Annotated in this window: 20 protein-coding genes; 12 read left to right on the top strand and 8 right to left on the bottom strand. The window is 68.3% G+C overall.

Features of this window, described 5'->3' with window-relative positions:
* Positions 1–15: 15 nt before the first annotated feature.
* The 4 genes from MAE01_RS07645 to MAE01_RS07630 all read left to right on the top strand — a co-directional run bounded on the left by MAE01_RS07645 (position 16) and on the right by MAE01_RS07630 (position 3,545).
* A complete protein-coding gene (locus MAE01_RS07645; RefSeq protein WP_229718078.1) occupies positions 16–1,023 on the top strand; it encodes a serine hydrolase domain-containing protein in 1,008 nt (335 codons plus the stop codon).
* A gap of 113 nt (positions 1,024–1,136) precedes the next feature.
* A complete protein-coding gene (locus MAE01_RS07640; protein WP_147038956.1) occupies positions 1,137–1,958 on the top strand; it encodes a transporter substrate-binding domain-containing protein in 822 nt (273 codons plus the stop codon).
* Between the two features lie 37 nt (positions 1,959–1,995).
* Positions 1,996–2,793, top strand: coding sequence for an amino acid ABC transporter permease (locus tag MAE01_RS07635; protein WP_147038988.1), 798 nt, complete (start codon positions 1,996–1,998; stop codon positions 2,791–2,793).
* The gene (locus tag MAE01_RS07630; protein WP_147038955.1) at positions 2,790–3,545 is read left to right on the top strand and encodes an amino acid ABC transporter ATP-binding protein; all 756 of its coding nucleotides are present in this window, start codon (positions 2,790–2,792) and stop codon (positions 3,543–3,545) included. Before MAE01_RS07635 ends, MAE01_RS07630 begins: the two co-directional genes overlap by 4 nt.
* A gap of 85 nt (positions 3,546–3,630) precedes the next feature.
* Here the strand turns inward: MAE01_RS07630 and MAE01_RS07625 are convergent, their stop codons facing one another.
* The 5 genes from MAE01_RS07625 to MAE01_RS07605 all read right to left on the bottom strand — a co-directional run bounded on the left by MAE01_RS07625 (position 3,631) and on the right by MAE01_RS07605 (position 8,320).
* On the bottom strand, positions 3,631–4,722 hold the full coding sequence (locus MAE01_RS07625; RefSeq protein WP_147038954.1) for an ABC transporter ATP-binding protein: 1,092 nt from the start codon (positions 4,720–4,722) through the stop codon (positions 3,631–3,633).
* Positions 4,719–5,513 carry an ABC transporter permease gene (locus tag MAE01_RS07620; RefSeq protein ID WP_147038953.1) on the bottom strand — a complete coding sequence of 265 codons (795 nt, stop codon included), beginning with the start codon at positions 5,511–5,513 and terminating at the stop codon, positions 4,719–4,721. Before MAE01_RS07620 ends, MAE01_RS07625 begins: the two co-directional genes overlap by 4 nt.
* On the bottom strand, positions 5,510–6,439 hold the full coding sequence (locus tag MAE01_RS07615; RefSeq protein WP_186806163.1) for an ABC transporter permease: 930 nt from the start codon (positions 6,437–6,439) through the stop codon (positions 5,510–5,512). The genes MAE01_RS07620 and MAE01_RS07615 overlap by 4 nt, the downstream gene beginning before the upstream one ends.
* Entirely contained in the window at positions 6,436–7,575 is a 1,140-nt protein-coding gene (locus MAE01_RS07610) for an ABC transporter substrate-binding protein (protein WP_147038952.1), read from the bottom strand. The genes MAE01_RS07615 and MAE01_RS07610 overlap by 4 nt, the downstream gene beginning before the upstream one ends.
* Before the next feature lie 223 nt (positions 7,576–7,798).
* Complete coding sequence (locus MAE01_RS07605) at positions 7,799–8,320, bottom strand: GNAT family N-acetyltransferase (protein WP_147038951.1); 522 nt, start codon at positions 8,318–8,320, stop codon at positions 7,799–7,801.
* A 48-nt stretch (positions 8,321–8,368) separates the two neighbouring features.
* On the opposite strand from MAE01_RS07605, the gene MAE01_RS07600 reads away from it, so the two are divergent.
* Positions 8,369–9,196 (top strand): sulfite exporter TauE/SafE family protein, encoded by an 828-nt coding sequence (locus tag MAE01_RS07600; protein WP_147038950.1) that lies wholly within the window; start codon positions 8,369–8,371, stop codon positions 9,194–9,196.
* A gap of 275 nt (positions 9,197–9,471) precedes the next feature.
* Here the strand turns inward: MAE01_RS07600 and aspS are convergent, their stop codons facing one another.
* A complete protein-coding gene (aspS, locus tag MAE01_RS07595) occupies positions 9,472–11,253 on the bottom strand; it encodes an aspartate--tRNA ligase (protein WP_147038949.1) in 1,782 nt (593 codons plus the stop codon).
* Between the two features lie 111 nt (positions 11,254–11,364).
* On the opposite strand from aspS, the gene MAE01_RS07590 reads away from it, so the two are divergent.
* The gene (locus MAE01_RS07590) at positions 11,365–11,730 is read left to right on the top strand and encodes a DUF5684 domain-containing protein (protein WP_147038948.1); all 366 of its coding nucleotides are present in this window, start codon (positions 11,365–11,367) and stop codon (positions 11,728–11,730) included.
* A complete protein-coding gene (locus tag MAE01_RS07585) occupies positions 11,731–12,354 on the top strand; it encodes a histidine phosphatase family protein (RefSeq protein ID WP_147038947.1) in 624 nt (207 codons plus the stop codon).
* An 85-nt stretch (positions 12,355–12,439) separates the two neighbouring features.
* Here MAE01_RS07585 and MAE01_RS07580 read toward each other — a convergent pair whose 3' ends face one another.
* A complete protein-coding gene (locus tag MAE01_RS07580; RefSeq protein ID WP_147038946.1) occupies positions 12,440–13,336 on the bottom strand; it encodes an NAD(P)/FAD-dependent oxidoreductase in 897 nt (298 codons plus the stop codon).
* A 52-nt stretch (positions 13,337–13,388) separates the two neighbouring features.
* On the opposite strand from MAE01_RS07580, the gene MAE01_RS07575 reads away from it, so the two are divergent.
* The 5 genes from MAE01_RS07575 to ccsB all read left to right on the top strand — a co-directional run bounded on the left by MAE01_RS07575 (position 13,389) and on the right by ccsB (position 18,015).
* Entirely contained in the window at positions 13,389–13,793 is a 405-nt protein-coding gene (locus tag MAE01_RS07575; protein WP_147038945.1) for a helix-turn-helix domain-containing protein, read from the top strand.
* Positions 13,794–13,854: 61 nt separating this feature from the next.
* A complete protein-coding gene (locus MAE01_RS07570; protein WP_229718077.1) occupies positions 13,855–14,508 on the top strand; it encodes a TlpA family protein disulfide reductase in 654 nt (217 codons plus the stop codon).
* Positions 14,505–15,260, top strand: a complete 756-nt coding sequence (locus MAE01_RS07565; RefSeq protein WP_147038944.1) for a cytochrome c biogenesis CcdA family protein — start codon at positions 14,505–14,507, stop codon at positions 15,258–15,260. Before MAE01_RS07570 ends, MAE01_RS07565 begins: the two co-directional genes overlap by 4 nt.
* 37 nt (positions 15,261–15,297) lie before the next feature.
* Complete coding sequence (gene resB, locus MAE01_RS07560; RefSeq protein WP_229718076.1) at positions 15,298–17,007, top strand: cytochrome c biogenesis protein ResB; 1,710 nt, start codon at positions 15,298–15,300, stop codon at positions 17,005–17,007.
* 9 nt (positions 17,008–17,016) lie between these two features.
* On the top strand, positions 17,017–18,015 hold the full coding sequence (gene ccsB, locus MAE01_RS07555) for a c-type cytochrome biogenesis protein CcsB (RefSeq protein ID WP_147038942.1): 999 nt from the start codon (positions 17,017–17,019) through the stop codon (positions 18,013–18,015).
* 236 nt (positions 18,016–18,251) lie between these two features.
* On the opposite strand, the gene MAE01_RS07550 is transcribed toward ccsB, so the two are convergent.
* The gene (locus MAE01_RS07550; protein ID WP_147038985.1) at positions 18,252–18,824 is read right to left on the bottom strand and encodes a 2'-5' RNA ligase family protein; all 573 of its coding nucleotides are present in this window, start codon (positions 18,822–18,824) and stop codon (positions 18,252–18,254) included.
* Positions 18,825–18,946: the final 122 nt, after the last annotated feature.

Here is an 18,946-nt window from a genome sequence, read left to right as displayed (position 1 = left end):
GGCCGGCTCGACGTGGTGAACGGCGCACCGGGGTCGGCATGGGCGTCCCTTCGCGTCGCTGCAGGCGGCGCCGACGAGGAGCGGATGCTGGCGGGCACACCGTCGGCGCAGGACGACACGCCGTTGCGCGCGGATCACCTGTTCGACCTCGCGTCGCTGACCAAGGTGTTCACGACGGTGGTGGCGCTCCGCCTCGTGGAGCAGGGGATCGTCGTCCTCGACGCTCCGGTCGAGGACCTCGTCGCGGTCGGGACCGGAGCCGAGGCCGCGCGGATCACACTCCGACACCTGCTCACGCACACCGCGGGGCTTCCGCCGGAGTGCGCGCTCTGGCGAGACGGGGTCACCGGCGAGAGCCTGCGCGACGGGGTTCTGCGCAGTGAACTGCGAAACACGCCCGGTGCGGCGCACGCCTACTCCGACGTCGGCTTCATCGCGGTCGGAGAGATCCTCGAGCGCGCATCGGGCCGTTCGCTCGAGTCGCTCGTCGGCGATGTCGCCACCGAGCTGGGGGCGGATGCGCTCACCTGGCACCCCGACCCGGAACGCGCCGTCGCCACCGAAGAGCAACCGCATCGCGGTCTCATCCGCGGCCAGGTGCACGATGAGCTCGCTCACGCCCTCGGCCGTCCGGCCGGGCACGCGGGGCTGTTCGGCACTCTCGACGACGTAGCCGCGCTCGCCCGCATGATCCGCGACGACGGCGTCGGCGCGCGGTCCCGAGTGCTCTCACCAGGCAGCATCCGCCTGATGTCGGAGCCTGTGGCCCGAGCAGAGACCGGATACGGGCAGGCCGTGGGGCTGCGCGTCCGCGATCAGGCATGGATGGGGGATACGGACGCGGTCGGACACACCGGATTCACCGGCACCTGCTTCGCCGTCTGCCCGGAGTCGGGCGGCTTCGGCGTGCTGCTCGTGAACCGGGTGCACCCCACGCGCGTCGACACCGACGTCAGTGCGATCCGGCGAGAATTCCTGCATCCCATCGCGGGGCGCGTTGACGCCCCGACTCGACCGCGGTGAAGCCGAGAGCAACGGAAACGTGATCCGCAAGGTGGGAAATCGGGCCTCCGCCGTGTCAGGATGATCTGCATACCCGTCCGCGGGCCACTCGGCCCCGTCAGTTTGGAGCGGTCATGACCCGTCGCCGTCACCTCATCCTCGGTCTCGCACTCGCGGCGACCGCCACGCTCACCCTCGCCGGCTGCGCCGGTGCAGGCAACGATGCCGGCGGCGACGCCCCGGCATCCACCGGCGACGATTACGGGCTCGTCGAGGCGGGCACGCTCACCATCTGCTCCGACATCCCCTACGCGCCGTTCGAGTTCGAGGGCGGCGACAACGGCACCGGATACACCGGCTTCGACATCGACCTGCTCGATGCGATCTCGAAGAAGCTCGACCTGAAGCTGGCCGTGCAGGATGTCGGCTTCGACGCGCTGCAGTCCGGAACCACGCTCGCCTCCGGCACGTGCGACCTCGGCGCATCCGCCATGACGATCACCGATGAGCGCAAGGCGAACCTCGACTTCTCCGACCCGTATTACGACTCGCTGCAGTCGCTGCTGGTCCCCGCCGACTCGGACATCAAGAGCATCGAAGATCTCGACGGCAAGATCGTCGGCGTCCAGCAGGGCACGACGGGTGAGGCGTACGCCACAGAGAACGCGCCGGGCGCAGAGCTTCTGCAGCTCCCCTCCGACGGCGAGCTGTGGCCGGCGATCCAGGCCGGCACCATCGACGCGATCCTGCAGGACCAGCCGGTGAACATCGAGCACGAGAAGGCCGACCCGAACTACAAGATCGTCGAGGAGTACGACACCGGCGAGTCCTACGGCTTCGCCTTCGCCAAGGGCGAGAAGACCGCCCTGCTCGACGCGGTCAACGGCGCGCTCCAGGAGCTTCGCGACAGCGGCGACTACGACACCATCTACGACTCCTACTTCTCGGCGAACTGACCTTCGCGGAGGACGGTAGGACGAGAGGACCTTGGCGATGGCGTTGAGGCGCACCCAGAAGCAGAAGCTGTACCGCTATTCGGTGTACGCAATACTCATCGCTCTTGCGGTGTGGGCGATCGTGACAGCCGACTGGGCGCGCCTCGGCCCGCTGTTCTTCAACCCCGAGGTCGCCCTCAAGATGCTCCCGGGGATCATCACCACGGGCCTGGTGAACACACTGTGGTTCACGGCAGTGGCGTTCCTCGGGGGACTCCTGCTCGGCGTCGTCCTGGCGCTGATGAAGCTCTCCGTGATCGCACCGTTCCGGTGGATCGCGACGGTGTGGATCGAACTGTTCCGCGGCCTTCCGGCGCTGCTGACCATCTTCGCGATCGCCTACATCCTGCCGATCGCCGTCGGCGTGCGCAATCAGGACCTCGGCGGCCCGGTCGTACTCGGCCTCGTCGGCCTGATCCTCGTCGCCTCCGCCTACATGGCCGAGACGATCCGCGCCGGCCTCCAGGCCGTGCCGAAGGGGCAGACCGAGGCTGCGCGGTCGCTGGGCATGTCCCCGATGAAGACCACCTTCTGGATCGTGATCCCGCAGGGCTTCCGCATCATCATCCCGCCGCTGACGAACGAGTTCGTGCTGCTGCTGAAGGACACCTCGCTGCTGTTCATCGCCGGAAGCTTCATCTGGTCGAAGGAGCTGACCACCTTCGCACGTGATGCGACCACGCAGAACGGCAACGCGACCCCGCTGATCATGGCGGCTCTGCTGTACCTGGTCGTGACGATCCCCCTCACGCGGTTCAGCGCGTGGCTCGAACGACGGATGGCGAGGCAGCGATGAGCACCGATCTGATCGACGTCCATGCGCCGGCCATCGAGGTCCGGGGCCTGGTCAAGAACTTCGGCGACAACGAGGTGCTCAAGGGCATCGACCTGACGGTCACCGGCGGTGAGGTCGTCTGCGTGATCGGACCGTCAGGCTCGGGCAAGTCGACCCTGCTGCGCTCGGTGAACATGCTCGAGGAGCCGACCGGCGGCAGCATCCTCATCGAGGGGATCGACATCACCGACCCCGACACCGACATCGATCGGGTTCGCACCCGCATCGGAATGGTGTTCCAGAGCTTCAACCTTTTCCCGCATCTGAGCGTGCTCGGCAACCTGACCCTCGCTCAGCGGCGCGTGAAGAAGCGCTCCAAGGCCGAGTCGGAGCAGGTCGCCCGCGAGATGCTCGGCCGTGTCGGACTCAGCGAGAAGGCGGACGCGTACCCCGGCCATCTGTCCGGCGGTCAGCAGCAGCGCGTGGCCATCGCGCGGGCACTGTGCATGAACCCCGACATGATGCTGTTCGACGAGCCGACCTCGGCCCTGGACCCCGAGCTCGTCGGCGAGGTGCTGCAGGTCATGCGCTCGCTGGCGGACGAGGGGATGACGATGCTCGTCGTCACGCACGAGATGGGCTTCGCGCGTGAGGTCGGCAGCCGCCTGATCTTCATGGACGGCGGTGTCATCGTCGAGCAGGGCGACCCACGCGAGGTGCTCGCGAACCCGCAGCATCCGCGCACGCAGGACTTCCTCTCGCGCGTGCTCTAGCTCGCTCTCGCTCGTCGAGACGTGGTTTGCAACATCAGACGGGCGTTCACGACCCTGGTCTCGTGCCGGAGACCCCGTCTCGCGGTCAGCCGCGCGGGCGGACGGCGACGGGCACCCGCTCGATTCCGAGCCAGACGCGGTCTCCGAAGGCGGGATGCTGGTGGGCGCCGTGCTGCACGCGGACCAGTTCGCCCGTGTCGGTCTTGACCAACGTACGCCGGATGCTGCCGAGGAAGGTGCTCTCCTCGACGACGCCGCCCGTCGCAGCATCCGCCTCACCGGTGAATCGCAGGTTCTCGGGGCGCAGGTGCACCTCGACCTCGCCGGTCACGGGGACGTTCATGGGAAGCGATCGTCCCCACACTATGACCGTCTCACCGGCGGCGATACCCGAAACAATGCTCGACAGCCCGACGAACGCGGCGACGTGGGCGGTCGCGGGGCGCAGGTAGAGCTCCTCTGGGGTGTCGATCTGGTCGATGCGTCCGGCATCCATCACGGCGATCCGGTCGGAGACGGCCAGCGCCTCTTCCTGATCGTGCGTGACGAACACGGTCGTGATGCCCAGGCGCAGCTGGATGCGGCGGATCTCGTCGCGCAACTGCACGCGCACCTTGGCATCCAGCGCCGACAGCGGCTCGTCGAGTAGCAGCACCCGCGGCTCGGTGACCAGTGCGCGCGCGAGTGCGACGCGCTGCTGCTGTCCGCCGGAGAGCTGGTGCGGGAAGCGGTCTGCGAAGCCGTCCAGGCCGACGAGTGCGAGGGCATCGAGCGCCTTCTTCGCGGCCGCTGCCCTGCCGACGCCGCGCCGGCGCAGGCCGAACGCGGTGTTGTCCGCGACGCTGAGATGAGGGAACAGCGAATACGCCTGGAAGACCATGCCGATGTCGCGCTTGTTGGTGGGGACGCGCGAGACGTCCTGGCCGCCGAGCAGCACCGTTCCGGCATTCGCGTTCTCGAGGCCGGCGAGCACGCGCAGCGCTGTCGTCTTTCCGCAGCCGGACGGCCCCAGCAGCGAAACGAACTCGCCGGGAGCGATGTCGAGATCGACGCCGTGCAGCACTCGGTTCGAACCGTAGCTCTTCTCGATCCCCTGGAACTGCACGCGCGTCCCCTCACCGGCCTCGGCGAGCAGCTGGTTGTCCTTGGTGGCGGGGAGGGCCGCGGGGGTGGTCATGAGGATGCCTTTCGGTTGCCGCGTGCGGCGCGGCCGATGATGAGCAGCAGCAGGAAGCAGAACAGCAGCGCGAGCAGCGTGAAGATCGCAGGCGCGTAGGCATCCTGCTTGCCGACGACGACCATCGCGGTCTGGAACACCTGGCGGTTCAGGAGGGATGCGATCGTGAACTCGCCGAGGACGACGGCGATCGAGATGAGGGATGCCGACAGCAGCCCCTGGCGCAGATTCGGCGCGAGCACCTTCCACACCACGACCGGCCAGCTCGACCCCAGCGAGCGCGCCGCCTCGGAGAGCGTGCGCAGGTCGGCCGCGTCGATGGATGCCTGGATCGAGCGGTACGCGAACGGCAGCACGGTGATGCCGTAGGCGAAGGCGAGCGTCCAGGTGCCGGTGCCGAGGGCGCGGCTGATCTGCAGGTAGATCGGGGAGAGCCCGACCACGAGCACGATCGCCGGGATCGAGATCGGCAGCAGGGCGGTGAACTCGAAGAGCGGCTTGAGCTTCGGGAATCGCAGATTCACCAGGATCATGGTCGGTGCGAGCAGCAACAGGACGATCGCGACCGTGACGAGGGCAAGGATGAGCGAGTTGCCGAGGCCCGTCCAGATCGGCTTCAGAGCTGCGGATGCCGTGGGATCGAGGATCGCCGCCCAGCGCTCGAACGACAGCACGCCGTCCGTGCTGCGCAACGTGTACAGGAACGTCGAGACCAGAGGGATCGCGAAGAAAGCGCCGACGAGGATGCCGATGATCCAGCGTGTCGTGCGCGAGGGGGCGAGCCGGTTCATGACTGCCACCTCGCGGCCCGCCGCTGGATCAGCGAGTACAGCGTCATCACGACGCCGACGATGATGATCATGCCGAGCGCGAGCGCGCCGGCGAGGTTCGAGTGGCCGAGGATCGTCTCGCTCGTGAGGGCGGCGCGGATCTGCAGAGGTACGATCTGCGAGCCCTGGCTGATCAGCGCCGCCGCGGTGGCATAGGAGGAGAACGCGTTGGCGAACAGCAGCAGCAGGCTGGCCAGGAACGACGGAGCGAGGACCGGGATGCCGATGCGTGTCCAGAACCCGAGCCTGGTGCCGCCGAGGGTGAGGTTCGCCTCGGACCACTGCGGCTTCAGCGCCGCGAGTGCGGGCATGAATGTGATGACCATGAGCGGCACCTGGAAGTAGATGTAGGGGAAGATCAGGCCCGGCACCTCGTAGAGCCACACGCCGTTCTCGAAGATGTCGACACCGAACGAGTCGCGGAGCAGCACGGTGACGATGCCCTGGGCGCCGATCGTCGCGATGAATGCGAAGGCGAGCATGACGCCGCCGAACTGCGCGAGTACCCCGGCGACGGCATCCACGGTCTGTCGAACCGCGCCCTGCGGATTCATGCCGAGCATCGCGTAGCAGACGAGGGCGCCCACGACGGCACCGACGATCGCGGTGAGCGACGACACCCAGGCGGAGTTCGCGAAGGTGTTCAGGACGACCGGGTCGACGAGGGCGGCGACGTTCCTCCAGGTGAACGCGCCGTCTCCATCGAAGAAGCCCGAGCCGATCGCGAGGAATGTCGGCACGGCCAGGAACAGCATCACGTAGGCGCTGAACGGCACGAGTCCCAGCCACGCCCACGACGAGCCCGACCGCTGTGGGGTCGTGCGCGACGACCCCACAGCGGTGGAGGCGGATGCCGTGGCATCCGCCCCCGTGATGATCGCTGTCACTGGATGGCCGCAGCCCACTTCTCGCCGAGCAGGGTGCCGGCCGCCGTGGACTGCTCCTCGGTCGGGACGACCGTCTCCGCGGGGACCTCGGGAAGAGCCGCCGCGAGCTCGGCGTCGATCGTGCCGGCCTCGGTCATGGCCTCCATGCGAGCCGGGCGCGCGCCGCCCTTCAGCCATAGGTTCTGAACATCGTCGCTGTAGAGGAACTCCTGCCACAGGCGTGCCGCCGCGGGGTGCGGAGCATCCTTGTTGATGGCCTGGTTGTAGTACGAGGCGTAGCCGACGCCGTCCAGGACGGTGACCTTCCACGCATCGTTGTCAGCGCCCGCAGCGGCGTTCAGGTAGTCCCAGTCGAAGACGACCGGGGTCTCGCCGCTGGTGATGGTCGCGGGAGTGACGTCGACCTTGAGGAAGTTGCCGGCCTTCTGCAACTCGCCGAAGTACTCGATGCCAGGAGTGAAGTCGTCCAGGTCGCCACCCGACTGCACAGCGGCGAGGCCGACGGCGGCGAAGGCGGATCCGGCCTGGGTCGGGTCGCCGTTGATCGCGACGGCGCCCTTGTAGTCGGCGCTGTTGAGGTCGTCGAGCGAGGTGGGCTCGTCGAACTTCGAGGAGTCGTAGCCGATGGACATGTACCCGCCGTAGTCGCCGACGAACAGGCCGGTCGGCTCCTTCAGAGCATCGGGGATCTCGTCGAAGTTCTCGACCTTGTAGGGAGCGAACACGTCCGTGTTCGCCAGGGCGACCGTGAGACCGAGGTCGAAGACGTCCGGCGCCGTGTCGAGACCCTCGTTCGTCTTCGCGGCATCGATCTCCTCCTGGCTGGAGACGTCGGGCGAGGCTTCGTTGATGGTGATCTCGGGGTAGCGCTCCGCGAACAGATCGAGGATCTCGCCGTAGTTCGCCCAGTCGCGGGGGAGGGCGATGACGTTCAGCGCTCCCTCGGCCTTGGCCGCAGCCTCGAGGTCTTCGAACGTTCCGAAGTCGGCGAGCGACGTGGCAGTCGCGGCGTCGGAGGACGCGTCGCCGCCGTTTCCTGCACTGCTGTCGGCGGCGCAGGAGGTCAGGGCCAGGGCAGCGGATGCCGCCAGGGCGATGCCGGCGACGAAGCGCGTCCGGCGGGTAATGGTTGCCATCAGGTTCCTCTCGGAGGTCCGGCACGGGCGCGCCGGAGTTCGGGTTGCCTCAGGACGCTACGGCGCGAGAGTTACCGGATGTGGCGGCTGTGGTGAACGCGCGGTGACGTGCGCGCGAACGCGCGCGCTGCGCTTCGCGGAACGATCAAGCCACGAGACGAGGTTTGCTGCATGAGACGGGCCGCGCCCGGCCTCGTCTCGTGCTGCAGACCCCGTCTCGTGGTCAGGCCGACGTCAGCGGCACGTTGTACTTGAAGCCGACGTGCGAGTCGACGTAACCGAGGCGCTGGTAGAACCGGTGCGCCTCGGTGCGGGCGGCGTCGGAGGTCAGCTGCACGAGCGCCGCCCCGAGAGCGGGGGCGGCGGCATCCGAGACCCAGCGCATCACGGCCGACCCGATCCCCGACGACCGCAGGTCGCTGCGCACCCGGACGGCCTCGACCAGCAGCCTCCGCGCCCCGCGGCGGGCCATCCCGGGGATCGAGGTGAGCTGCAGCGTGCCGACGACATCGCCGTCGAGGTCGACGACGAGCAGGTCGTTGGACGAATCGGCGAGGATGTCGTCAAGACCGCGTGCGTATGCGTCGCGATCGTCGTCGGATGCCACGTCGCCGCGCGCCGCGCTGATCGGATCGTCCGCGAGCAGTGCGATCAGTGCGTCGGCATCGTCTCTCGTCGCCCGGCGCAGGACCGCCGAACCGACGCGGGAGTCGAACGGATGCGGCAGCAGAAGGGCGTCGAGCATGGTGCCAGTCTGTCATCCTCGAGCGCCGCGACGCGGGATACTGGAGGGATGGACATCGGTGCGCTGCTCGGGCTCGAACAGCTCACCTGGGGGATGCTGATCTTCGTCGTCCTCGCCGCGTTCGGGGCCGGATGGATCGACGCCGTCGTCGGCGGGGGAGGGCTGCTGCAGCTGCCGGCGCTCCTGCTCATTCCGGGCATCGCCCCCGTGCAGGCGCTCGCCACCAACAAGCTCGCCTCGGTGTTCGGCACCGCCACCAGCAGCGTGACCTACTACCGCCGCGCGAAACCCGACATCCGCACGGCGTTGCCGATGGCGGGCATCGCGCTGGTCGGCTCCTTCGGCGGGGCGGCGGTGGCGACCGTGCTGCCGCCGGCCGCGTTCAAGCCGATCATCGTCGTCGCCCTGCTCGCCGTGGCGATCTTCACCGTGTTCAAGCCCGAGATGGGCGCGGCGACCAAGCTTCGCTTCGCCGGCCACAAGCACCACATCATGGCGGGTGCGGCGGGCCTCGTGATCGGGTTCTACGACGGCATGATCGGCCCCGGCACCGGCACGTTCCTCGTCATCACGCTCGTGGCGCTGATGGGCTACGACTTCCTGCAGGCGAGTGCCAAGGCGAAGATCGTCAACCTCGCCACTAACATCGGAGCACTGCTGCTGTTCATTCCGCACGGGTCTGTGCTGTGGCTGCTCGGCGGCATCCTCGCGGTGGCGAATGTCGCCGGAAGCTATCTCGGCTCCCGCATGGCCGTCGCGCGCGGCGCGAAGTTCATCCGGGTCGTGTTCCTCGTCGTCGTGGTCGCGCTGATCGGAAAGCTCGGTGTCGACGTGTGGAATGAGAACATCGTCCCGGGGCTCGCGCTCCTGGGGTGAGGGCTGAATGGGCGAGGCTTCGACTCCCTTCGGTCGCTCAGCCCGTTTCGTCTGCGACGTCTCCGCCGTCTCCGCTCAACGACCCGCGGGAGTGCGATCGCACGGCGGGTTGCGGGGTGTCGCGGGCTCAACGACCGCGCGCGATGCTTGCGGGCTCAATGACCTTGCGGGGCGTTGAGCGAGCGCAGCGCGACGAAACGGGGTGAGCGCAGTCGCGGAGCGACGGAGTCGAAGCCTTCCTTGTGATGAGGCTTCGACTCCCTCCCTGCGCGGGCTCAGGCCTCGGCATCCTCGGGGACGAAGTCGACGCCGGCCTCGGCGCGCTGCGCATCGGTGATCGGCGCGGGAGCGCTGGTCAGCGGGTCGAATCCGTTGCCGGTCTTCGGGAACGCGATGACCTCGCGAATCGAGTCGGTCTTGGTCAGGTGCTGCAGAACGCGGTCCATGCCCAGCGCGATGCCGCCGTGCGGCGGGGCGCCGAACTTGAACGCGTCCAGCAGGAAGCCGAACTGTTCCTGAGCGACCTCGTCCGAGATGCCCATGACCTCGAAGACGCGCTTCTGCACGTCCTCGCGGTGGATGCGGATCGATCCGCCGCCGAGCTCGCTGCCGTTGCAGACGATGTCGTACGCGTACGCCAGCGCGGATGCCGGGTCGGTGTCGAACGTGTCGGCGAACTCCGGCTTGGGCCCGGTGAACGCGTGGTGCACAGCGGTCCAGGCTCCCGCGCCGACCGCGACATCGCCGGATGCCACGGCATCCGCCGCAGGCTCGAACATCGGAGCGTCCACCACCCAGGTGAAGGCGAACGTGTCGGGGTCGAGCAGACCCAGTCGGCGACCGATCTCGACGCGCGCCGCACCCAGCAGTGCACGCGATTCCTTGGCGGAGCCGGCTGCGAAGAACACGCAGTCGCCCGCCTCGGCGCCGGTGAGGGCCGCGAGGCCGGCCTGCTCGGTCTCGGAGAGGTTCTTGGCGACGGGTCCGCCGAGCGTCCCGTCCTCGTTGAAGAGCACGTAGGCAAGTCCACGCGCACCGCGCTGCTTGGCCCAGTCCTGCCAGGCGTCCAGCTGCTTGCGCGGCTGCGATGCGCCGCCGGGCATGCGCACGGCGCCGACGTAGGGGTTCTGGAACACGCGGAACGTGGTGTCCTTGAAGTACTCGGTGGCCTCGACGAGCTCGAGGCCGAAGCGCAGGTCGGGCTTGTCCGAGCCGTACTTCGCCATGGCGTCGGCGTAGGTGATGCGCGGCAGCGGCGTCTGCACCTCGACGTCGATCGTCTTCCACATCGCGACGACGAGGGACTCCATCATCTCGATGACGTCCTCCTGGTCGACGAAGCTCATCTCGATGTCGAGCTGCGTGAACTCCGGCTGACGGTCGGCGCGGAAGTCCTCGTCGCGGTAGCAGCGGGCCAGCTGGTAGTACTTCTCGACGCCGCCGACCATGAGCAGCTGCTTGAACAGCTGCGGCGACTGCGGCAGTGCGTACCAACTGCCGGGGTGCAGGCGCGCGGGCACGACGAAGTCGCGGGCGCCCTCCGGGGTCGAACGCGTGAGGGTCGGGGTCTCGACCTCGACGAACTCACGGCGGTCGAGCTCGTCGCGGATCGCCTTGTAGACCTTCGAGCGCAGGCGAAGAGCGGATGCCGCGGACGGACGGCGCAGGTCGAGGTAACGGTGCTTGAACCGCACGTCCTCACCGATCGTCTCGCTGTCGCCGAGACCCGTGGACACCTGGAACGGCAGAGGAGCGGACTCGTTCAGCACCTCGACCTCGGTCGCGATGACCTCGATCTCGCCGGTGGGCAGGTTCGGGTTCGCGTTGCCCTCGGGGCGGCGGGAGACCTCGCCGGTCACCTTCAGCACGAACTCGCTGCGCAGCGGGTGCGCCACCTCTTCGTCGCGGATGACGACCTGGGCGATGCCGGAGGCATCGCGCAGATCGATGAAGGCGACTCCTCCGTGATCACGACGACGATCGACCCAACCCGTGAGGGTGACGGTCTGACCGATGTGTTCGGCGCGCAGGGAGCCGGTCGTGTGAGTGCGAAGCATTCCGCCATTCTACGGGGGCGCGCGCGGGGTCCTCTCGGGGCGGAGCGCGGGGTCGATAGACTCGGCCGCAGTGGGGCTGCGCCGGGCGGCCGGAGAGCAGGGGAGCGGGCCGTGGATTGGAACCTGATCAGCGACCAGGTCGCCTCCACCACCTCGATGTGGCTGAGTCTCGCGCTGTACGTGCTCTACGCCATCACGATGTGGAAGGTCTTCGTGAAGGCGGGTTATGCCGGCATCCTCGCTCTCATCCCGATCGTCAACGTGATCTTCCTCGTGAAGATCGCCGGCATGTCGGGCTGGTTCTCGCTGCTGTACCTGATCCCGATCGTGAACATCGTCTTCGCGATCGTGGTGGCGGTCAAGGAGGGCGCGAACTTCGGCAAGGGGGCGGTGTTCTCGTTCTTCCTGCTCTGGATGTTCCCCTTCATCGGCCACCTGATCGTCGGGTTCGGGTCGGCGACCTACCGGAAGGTCTGAATGCCTGCTGAGCGCCTGCACCTCGTTCGTCACGGGGAGGTCCACAATCCCCGCCGCCTCCTCTACGGGCGGCTTCCGCACTACCGGCTCAGCGAGGACGGCAGACGGATGGCGCGGGCTGCCGCCGAGTACGTCGAAGGGCTCGACCGTCCGGTCGGCTCGCTGCACTGCTCGCCGCTCGAGCGCACGCAGGAGTCGGCTGAGCCGTTCGCCGAGATCTTCGGGCTGGAGCCGGTGATCGATGAGCGGGTGATCGAACCGACCAATGTCTTCGAGGGCACCCGGATGAGCCGGTCACTGCGCGACCCCCGCAACTGGTGGCACCTGCGCAACCCCTCGCTCCCGAGCTGGGGAGAGCCGTACCTGTCCATCGCCGAGCGTATGGAAGACGCCATGAACAGCGCGTGGGACGAGGCAGACGGCGGGGATGCCGTGATCGTCTCGCACCAGGCGCCGATCTGGATCACACACCTGTACGTCGCCGGACTCCGACTCCGGCACGACCCGCGCACCCGGCGCTGCGCGCTCTCGAGCGTCACGTCGTTCGAGCGGGTGGGTGACGTGTGGCGCGAGGTCGGGTACGCGGAGCCGGCCGCAGCCGGCGTCGACCTCGGCGCGGTCTAGGCGGCGAGCCGGTCGCTGAGCCTGTCGAAGCGTCCGGCGGGCCCAGTGGGCCGCCCCTTTCGACAGGCTCAGGGATCGACACAGGCTAAGCGCTCAATTGCTGCACGATCCACGCCGCAGCCATCTGGCCGGCGGCTGCCGACTGGATGACGGATGCCACGGGGCCGGGGAGAGACGCGCGGTGGGCGAGATCGCCCGCGGCGAGGATGCCGGGTGTCGAGGTCTGACCGAAGTCGTCGATCTCGATCGATCCGGAGGGCAGGACGCTCAGCCCGAGATCGGCGGCGAACGATGCTCGCTGCCGCACGGATCCTGCCGCGACGAACAGCCCGGCCACGGCGACGTGCTCGCCGCCGGCCGTGATCCGCACACCCTCGCCCTCGGCGGCGACGGTGTCGACGAGCTCGGGGTGGGTGCGCACCCCGGCTGCTTCCAGCGCCGCACGATCCTCGTCTGTCGGCTGCTCGCCGACGGGGAACACCATGATGCTCCGGGCGATCGGTGCGAGCATCCCGGTCAGGTGCAGCGTCCGCGCGGACGCACCGAGGATGCCGATGTCCTTCCCGGCGAACTCGTGACCATCGCAGAACGGGCAGGTGAATGCCCGCAGTCCCCACAGCTCAGAAAGACCGGGGGCACCGGGGAGCTCGTCGACGACACCGGTCGCGAGTACCACCCGCCGCGCGTGCTCGACCGAACCATCGGCGAGGCGGACGGCGAAGTCGTCGACGGCCCCGTCGATCCGCTCCGCTGCGAGATCGCGCAGCCGGACGGTGGCGTACTCAGCGAGCTGAGCGCGGGCCGTGGCCCGGAAGTCCGCCGGGGGCGTGCCGTCGGATGCGATGACGTTGTGCATGTGCTCGACGGGGCCGTTGCGGTACTCGCCGGAGTCGAGCAGCAGGGCGGTGCGATGCATCCGGCCCAGCGTGAGGGCGGCCTGCAGGCCGGCGGGGCCGGCGCCGATCACGATCGCGTCGTACATGGTGGATCCTCCTGATCTTGCGTTCTCGACCAGTGTGTGACTTCATGTCAACATGAAGTCAAGCGCCATGCATCCCTGGTCTGTCGGCGATGTCGCCGAACGCTTCGACCTGCCGACGAACGTGCTCCGGCACTGGGAGAGCGTCGGCCTGCTCCGCCCCGAACGGGATGCCGCGGGCCGCCGCCGATACGGCGAGGCGGATGTCGTCCGCATCGCGATCATCCAGCGCAGCAAGCTCGCCGGTATGACGCTCGAGCAGATCGCCGTGCTCCTCGACGACGGACGCTCCGGACGGCACGAGGTGCTGCACGCGCACCTGGACGATCTCGACAAGCGGATGCTGGAGATGCAGCGCTCTCGTGAGATGACCGAACATGCTCTTCGCTGCCGCGCCCACGACATCATGACCTGCCCGCGGTTCCGTGCCGGCGTGGAGGACGTCCTGGCGCGGTTCTGAGGCGCCGCTCGGGGCCGCACCTTCCAGATCACCCATAGAAACCCCTGCGTAGACTGGGAATGTGCCTTTCGCCTCGACGATTCGACCGATTCGCGACGGCCGCCCCTCCCGCAATCGACGCTCTCGTCGGATGCTCGGAGCCGCGCTCGCCGCGGTGATCGCCGTCTCCTCCCTGACCGCCTGCGCCGCCGATCCGGTCGCCCAGCAGTACCTCGACGGCGATGGCAAGGGCTACATCTCCGCCGACGGAGCTGTCGAGGAGGTCCCCGTCGCAGAACGCGGTGAGCCCGTGGTCTTCGGCGGCGTGACCGAGGACGGCGAGCAGTTCGACAGCGCCGACATCGCCGGCGACGTCACGGTCGTGAACTTCTGGTACGCCGGCTGCGCGCCCTGCCGCGTCGAGGCGGGCGACCTCGAAGCCGTGTGGCAGGAATACAGCGACGAGGACGTGTCGTTCGTCGGCATCAACATCTACGACCAGGCGGACACAGCCCGCTCGTTCGCGAAGACCTACGGCGTGACGTACCCGAGCATCATGGACGTCGACAGCGGCTCGGCGAAGCTCGCCTTCGCCGGCGCCACCCCGATCCAGGCGACCCCGACCACGCTCGTGCTCGACAAGCAGGGCCGAGTCGCGGCCCGCATCATCGGCCCGGTCGACGGCACCAGCATCCTCTCGACCCTCGTGGGCGACGCGCTCGCGGAGGGCGCGTGAACACGAGCGAGCTGATCGGCTCCGGCGCACTCTGGCTCGCGATCCCGGTCGCGATGCTCGCAGGGCTCGTCTCCTTCCTCTCCCCGTGCGTGCTCCCGCTCGTGCCGGGATACCTCGGGTTCATCGGCGGAGCGGTGGCGCCGAGAGGTGCGGCGACGAACGACGCCGCCCCCAACCGCGGGCGCCTCGTGCTCGGCGTGCTGCTGTTCATCCTCGGCTTCAGCATCGTGTTCATCGCGTTCACGATCATCGGCGGTGCGGCATCCGTCTTCTTCCTGCAGTGGGGCGACCTGATCACCCGCATTCTGGGTGTCGTCATCATCGCGATGGGCCTGGTGTTCCTCGGCCTGTTCGGCTTCGCGCAGCGCGAGTGGCGCATGCACGTCACCTCGAAGACCGGGCTCATCGGCGCCCCGTTGCTCGGCTTCGCGCTCGGCATCGGCTGGGCGCCCTGCATCGGCCCGACGCTCACCGCGATCACCGCGGTCTCGTGGACGCTCGGTGACCCCTGGCGCGCCTCGTTCCTCGGCCTGGCGTACAGCCTCGGCCTCGGCATCCCGTTCCTGCTCGTCGCGCTCGGCTTCGGATGGGCGACGAAGACCATCGGATTCCTGCGGCGCCACATCCGCGTCGTGAACATCATCGGCGGCGTGCTGCTCATCGCGCTCGGCGTGCTGATGGTCACGGGGCTCTGGACCGACCTCATGTCCCGACTGACGGCGGTGATGGGCAGTGTCATCCTCCCGCTCTGATTCCCGCACCGATATCGACTCCGCCCAGAAGGATGCCGTGACGTCTTCCGATCCGCTCCGCCCGTCCGATCACATCGACGGCGACGGCGCCGCGATCACCCAGCCGCGCCTCGGCTTCGTCGGCTGGCTGCGCTGGGGCTGGCGCCAGCTGACGTCGATGCGCACCGCGATCATCCTGCTGCTCGTCCTCGCGATCGCCGCCATCCCGGGCTCGATCTTCCCGCAGCGGATGGCCGACCCCAACGGCGTGACGCAGTGGGAGACCGACAACCCCGATCTGTTCCCGGTGCTCGACGCGATGGGCATGTTCGACGTGTACCTGTCGCCGTGGTTCTCGGCGATCTACCTGCTGCTGTTCATCTCGCTGGTCGGCTGCGTCATCCCGCGCATCAAGCACCACATCAAGGCGCTCCAGGCGCGCCCGCCGCGGACCCCGGCCCGCCTTGCGCGCCTTGAGGATCACCGTGAGGTCGTTCGCCCCTCCGCGGGCGAGGATGCCGACGCCGAGGCATCCCGCTCGATCGACGTCGCGCAGAAGCAGCTGAAGGCGCTCGGCTATCGCGTCGAGCGGTACGACACCGCGACCAAGTCCGGCCGCACGTACTCGGTGTCGGCCGAGCGCGGCTACTGGCGCGAGACCGGCAACCTCATCTTCCACCTGGCGCTGGTCGGCGTGCTCATCACGGTCGGCGTCGGGGGCAGCTTCGCCTACACCGGGCAGCGCGTCGTCGTCGAGGGCCAGACGTTCGTCAACACGCTTCTGGACTACGAGTCGATGAACCGCGGCCGCTTCGTCGGCGATGACGCCCTCAGCCCGTACTCGATGACTCTGGACTCGTTCGATGTGACCTACCAGGAGTACGGCTCCGCGGCATCCGGTCAGGCCGGCGACTTCTCGGCGAACGTGACCGTGCGCGAGAACGGCGAGACCCGTGAGGATGCCGTTCGCGTCAACCACCCTCTCGACATCGCCGGCGACAAGATCTACCTGCTCGGCAACGGCTACGCCCCGACCATCACGGTGCGCAATGCCGACGACGAGGTCGTCTACAGCAACTCGGTGCCGTTCCTGCCGCAGGACAACGCGCTCACCTCGCTCGGCGTCATCAAGGTCACCGACGGGATGCCGGAACAGCTCGGCATCGCGGCATTCCTCTACCCGAGCGCGGTGAAGCTCGAGAGCGGGGCCTACGCGTCGGCGCACGGCGACCTGCTCGCCCCGCTGCTCACGCTCCGCATCTACGAGGGCGACCTCGGCATCGACGACGGCACGCCCCGCTCGGTGTACGTGCTGGACACAGAGGAGCTCACCCCGATCGTCGGTGACGAGAGCGGCGCCCCGTCGATCGAGTTGCAGCCCGGCGAGACGGCGGAGCTTCCGGACGGCCGCGGCTCGGTCACCTTCGAGGACGAATCGCCTGTCGGCGCCACCGATTTCACCCAGTCGGTCAAGCGATTCGCGTCGCTGCAGGTGCACCACGATGCATCCGCGGTCTGGGTGCTCGTGTTCGCTCTGCTCGCGCTGGCCGGCCTGATGCTGGCGCTGTTCATCCCGCGCCGGCGCATGTGGGTGAAGGCGTCCGTCGCGGAGGGCTCGAACGGCTCCGACGCTAAGAGCGCAGTGCGACTGGAGTACGCCGGCCTCGCCCGCGGCGAGGACCCGACCCTCGGAGCCGCCGTCCACGACCTGGCTGCGGGCCATGCGCGACTGCTCGACTCCTCTTCCTCAGAAACCACCCGAAAGTAGACTGGGACAATGCCCGACCTCGACTCCCTCTCGATCCTGTTCGTCTGGACGGCGATCGCGATCTACGCGGCAGCCTTCGTGGCCTACGCCTTCGATCTCGCGCGTCGCTCCGAGGTGAGCGCGGACGCACGCCTGGTCCGCGAGCGCGAGGCCGTGCTCGTCGGGGCCGAGGCCTCTTCGGCTGGGGCTGCTCCTGCGGGTACGGACGCTGCGGATGCGGCATCCGAGGAGCCGGCGAAGCCGCGCTATGTCATGGCGCGGATCGGCACGGCGCTGACAGTTCTGGGCTTCCTGTTCCAGCTCGCCGCGACCGTCACGCGCGGAATCGCGGCGGAGCGCGTGCCGTGGGCGAACCTGTACGAGTTCGCGATGACCGGCACCCTGCTCGTCGTGCTCGTGTACCTCGTGGTGAACACCCGGATCGACCTGCGGTTCCTCGGCACGTTCATCACGGGGCTCGTCGTCGTACTGATGGGGGCTGCGGCGATCAGCTTCTACGTGGGCGTCGTGCCGCTGATGGATCCGCTCAAGAGTGTCTGGCTCGTCATCCACGTGTTCGTCGCGTCGCTCGCCACCGCGTTCTTCGCCCTCGCGTGCGCCCTGTCCGTGCTGCAGCTCATGCAGTCGCGGCGCGAGCGACGGCTCGTCGAGGCCGCTGAGAAGCCCGGACCGAAGTTCCTCGGCACTCTGCCGAACGCCGACCGCCTCGAGGGCATGGCGTTCCGCTTCGCGATCGTCGGATTCATCTTCTGGACCTTCACGCTCATCGCCGGTGCCGTCTGGGCGCAGGACGCCTGGGGTCGCTACTGGGGCTTCGACGTCAAGGAGACCTGGACCTTCATCGTCTGGGTGCTCTACGCCGGATACATCCACGCCCGTGCGACCCGCGGCTGGCGCGGCAACCCCTCGGCGTGGCTGTCGATCGTCGGTTTCACCGCGGTGATCTTCAACTTCACGATCGTGAACGTGTTCTTCAAGGGGTTGCACGCGTACAGCGGCCTGAGCTGAGCGCGCGGCCGGCGGTCCGCTGGCGCCGACCGGGCGAGTGGCCCTGAGTTCGCGCCCTTAGTTGCTGGAGGTGTCGCTTCGTGCCGCTTCGCGCGCGTCCGAGCGGCACGAAGCGCCACCTCCTGATGCGTGGGCGGCGACCGGGATCGCGCAGGTGTCGCTTAGTGTCGCTCGGACCGCGCTTGAGCGACAACTGGCGCCACCTCCAAGCGTGCCGAAGTGAGCGCGGTCATGTCCTAACCGAGCGGGATGACCTCGGCGTGCTCGAGGCCGTCCTGGTACCAGACCAGTTCGGCCTCCGCGACGACGCAGCGGGGCTGTTCGGCGAGCTCTCGCAGTGAGCCGCGTTCGAGCTCGGTCCAGGCGTCGGCCGGGAGCGTCTTTCCATAGGCGACGGACAGGTGGAAGATCCAGTCCTCGAGGGCGAGCTCGTCGAGACGGCGGAAGTCGGTCTGCTCGAGGGCGGTGCTCAGCGATGCGTAGCCGTCGACGAGGGATGCCGTCCGCGCCAGTCGCATGATCACGATCTGCCATGGTGCCGGGAACGTGTCGATCGCTTCGGCGACGATCTCGATCGGATGCTGACGTGCCGCCCACTCCCGCACGAGAGCGCCGAGCTGGCCACGACGCTCGGGCTCGTAGAATCCGCGAAGCGTGACGTGCTCGGTGTGCGGATGCTTCGTCCCTGCTGGCACGCGCGTGAGGAGTTCGCCCTGCACCTTCCGGTACGCCGCTGAGACCGGGGCGGACGGACGCAGGACGAGGTACTGCTGTCCTTCAAGTGAGGACAGTTGGTCGGGATCGGTCATGAACGGCCGGCGCATCCCCCGACGGTAACGGACACGCGCGGCAGGGGTCGCAATGTGTCGCCACCCGCGCGGAATGGCGACCGTTTGCGACCCCTCACCCGAGAGCGCAGTCCGGGAGGGGG

The organism is Microbacterium aerolatum, from assembly GCF_007988825.1.
GTDB classification, from domain to species: Bacteria; Actinomycetota; Actinomycetes; order Actinomycetales; family Microbacteriaceae; genus Microbacterium; species Microbacterium aerolatum.
The sequence above is the reverse complement of the archived record's forward strand: the minus strand, read 5'-3'. Positions and strand labels throughout refer to the sequence as shown.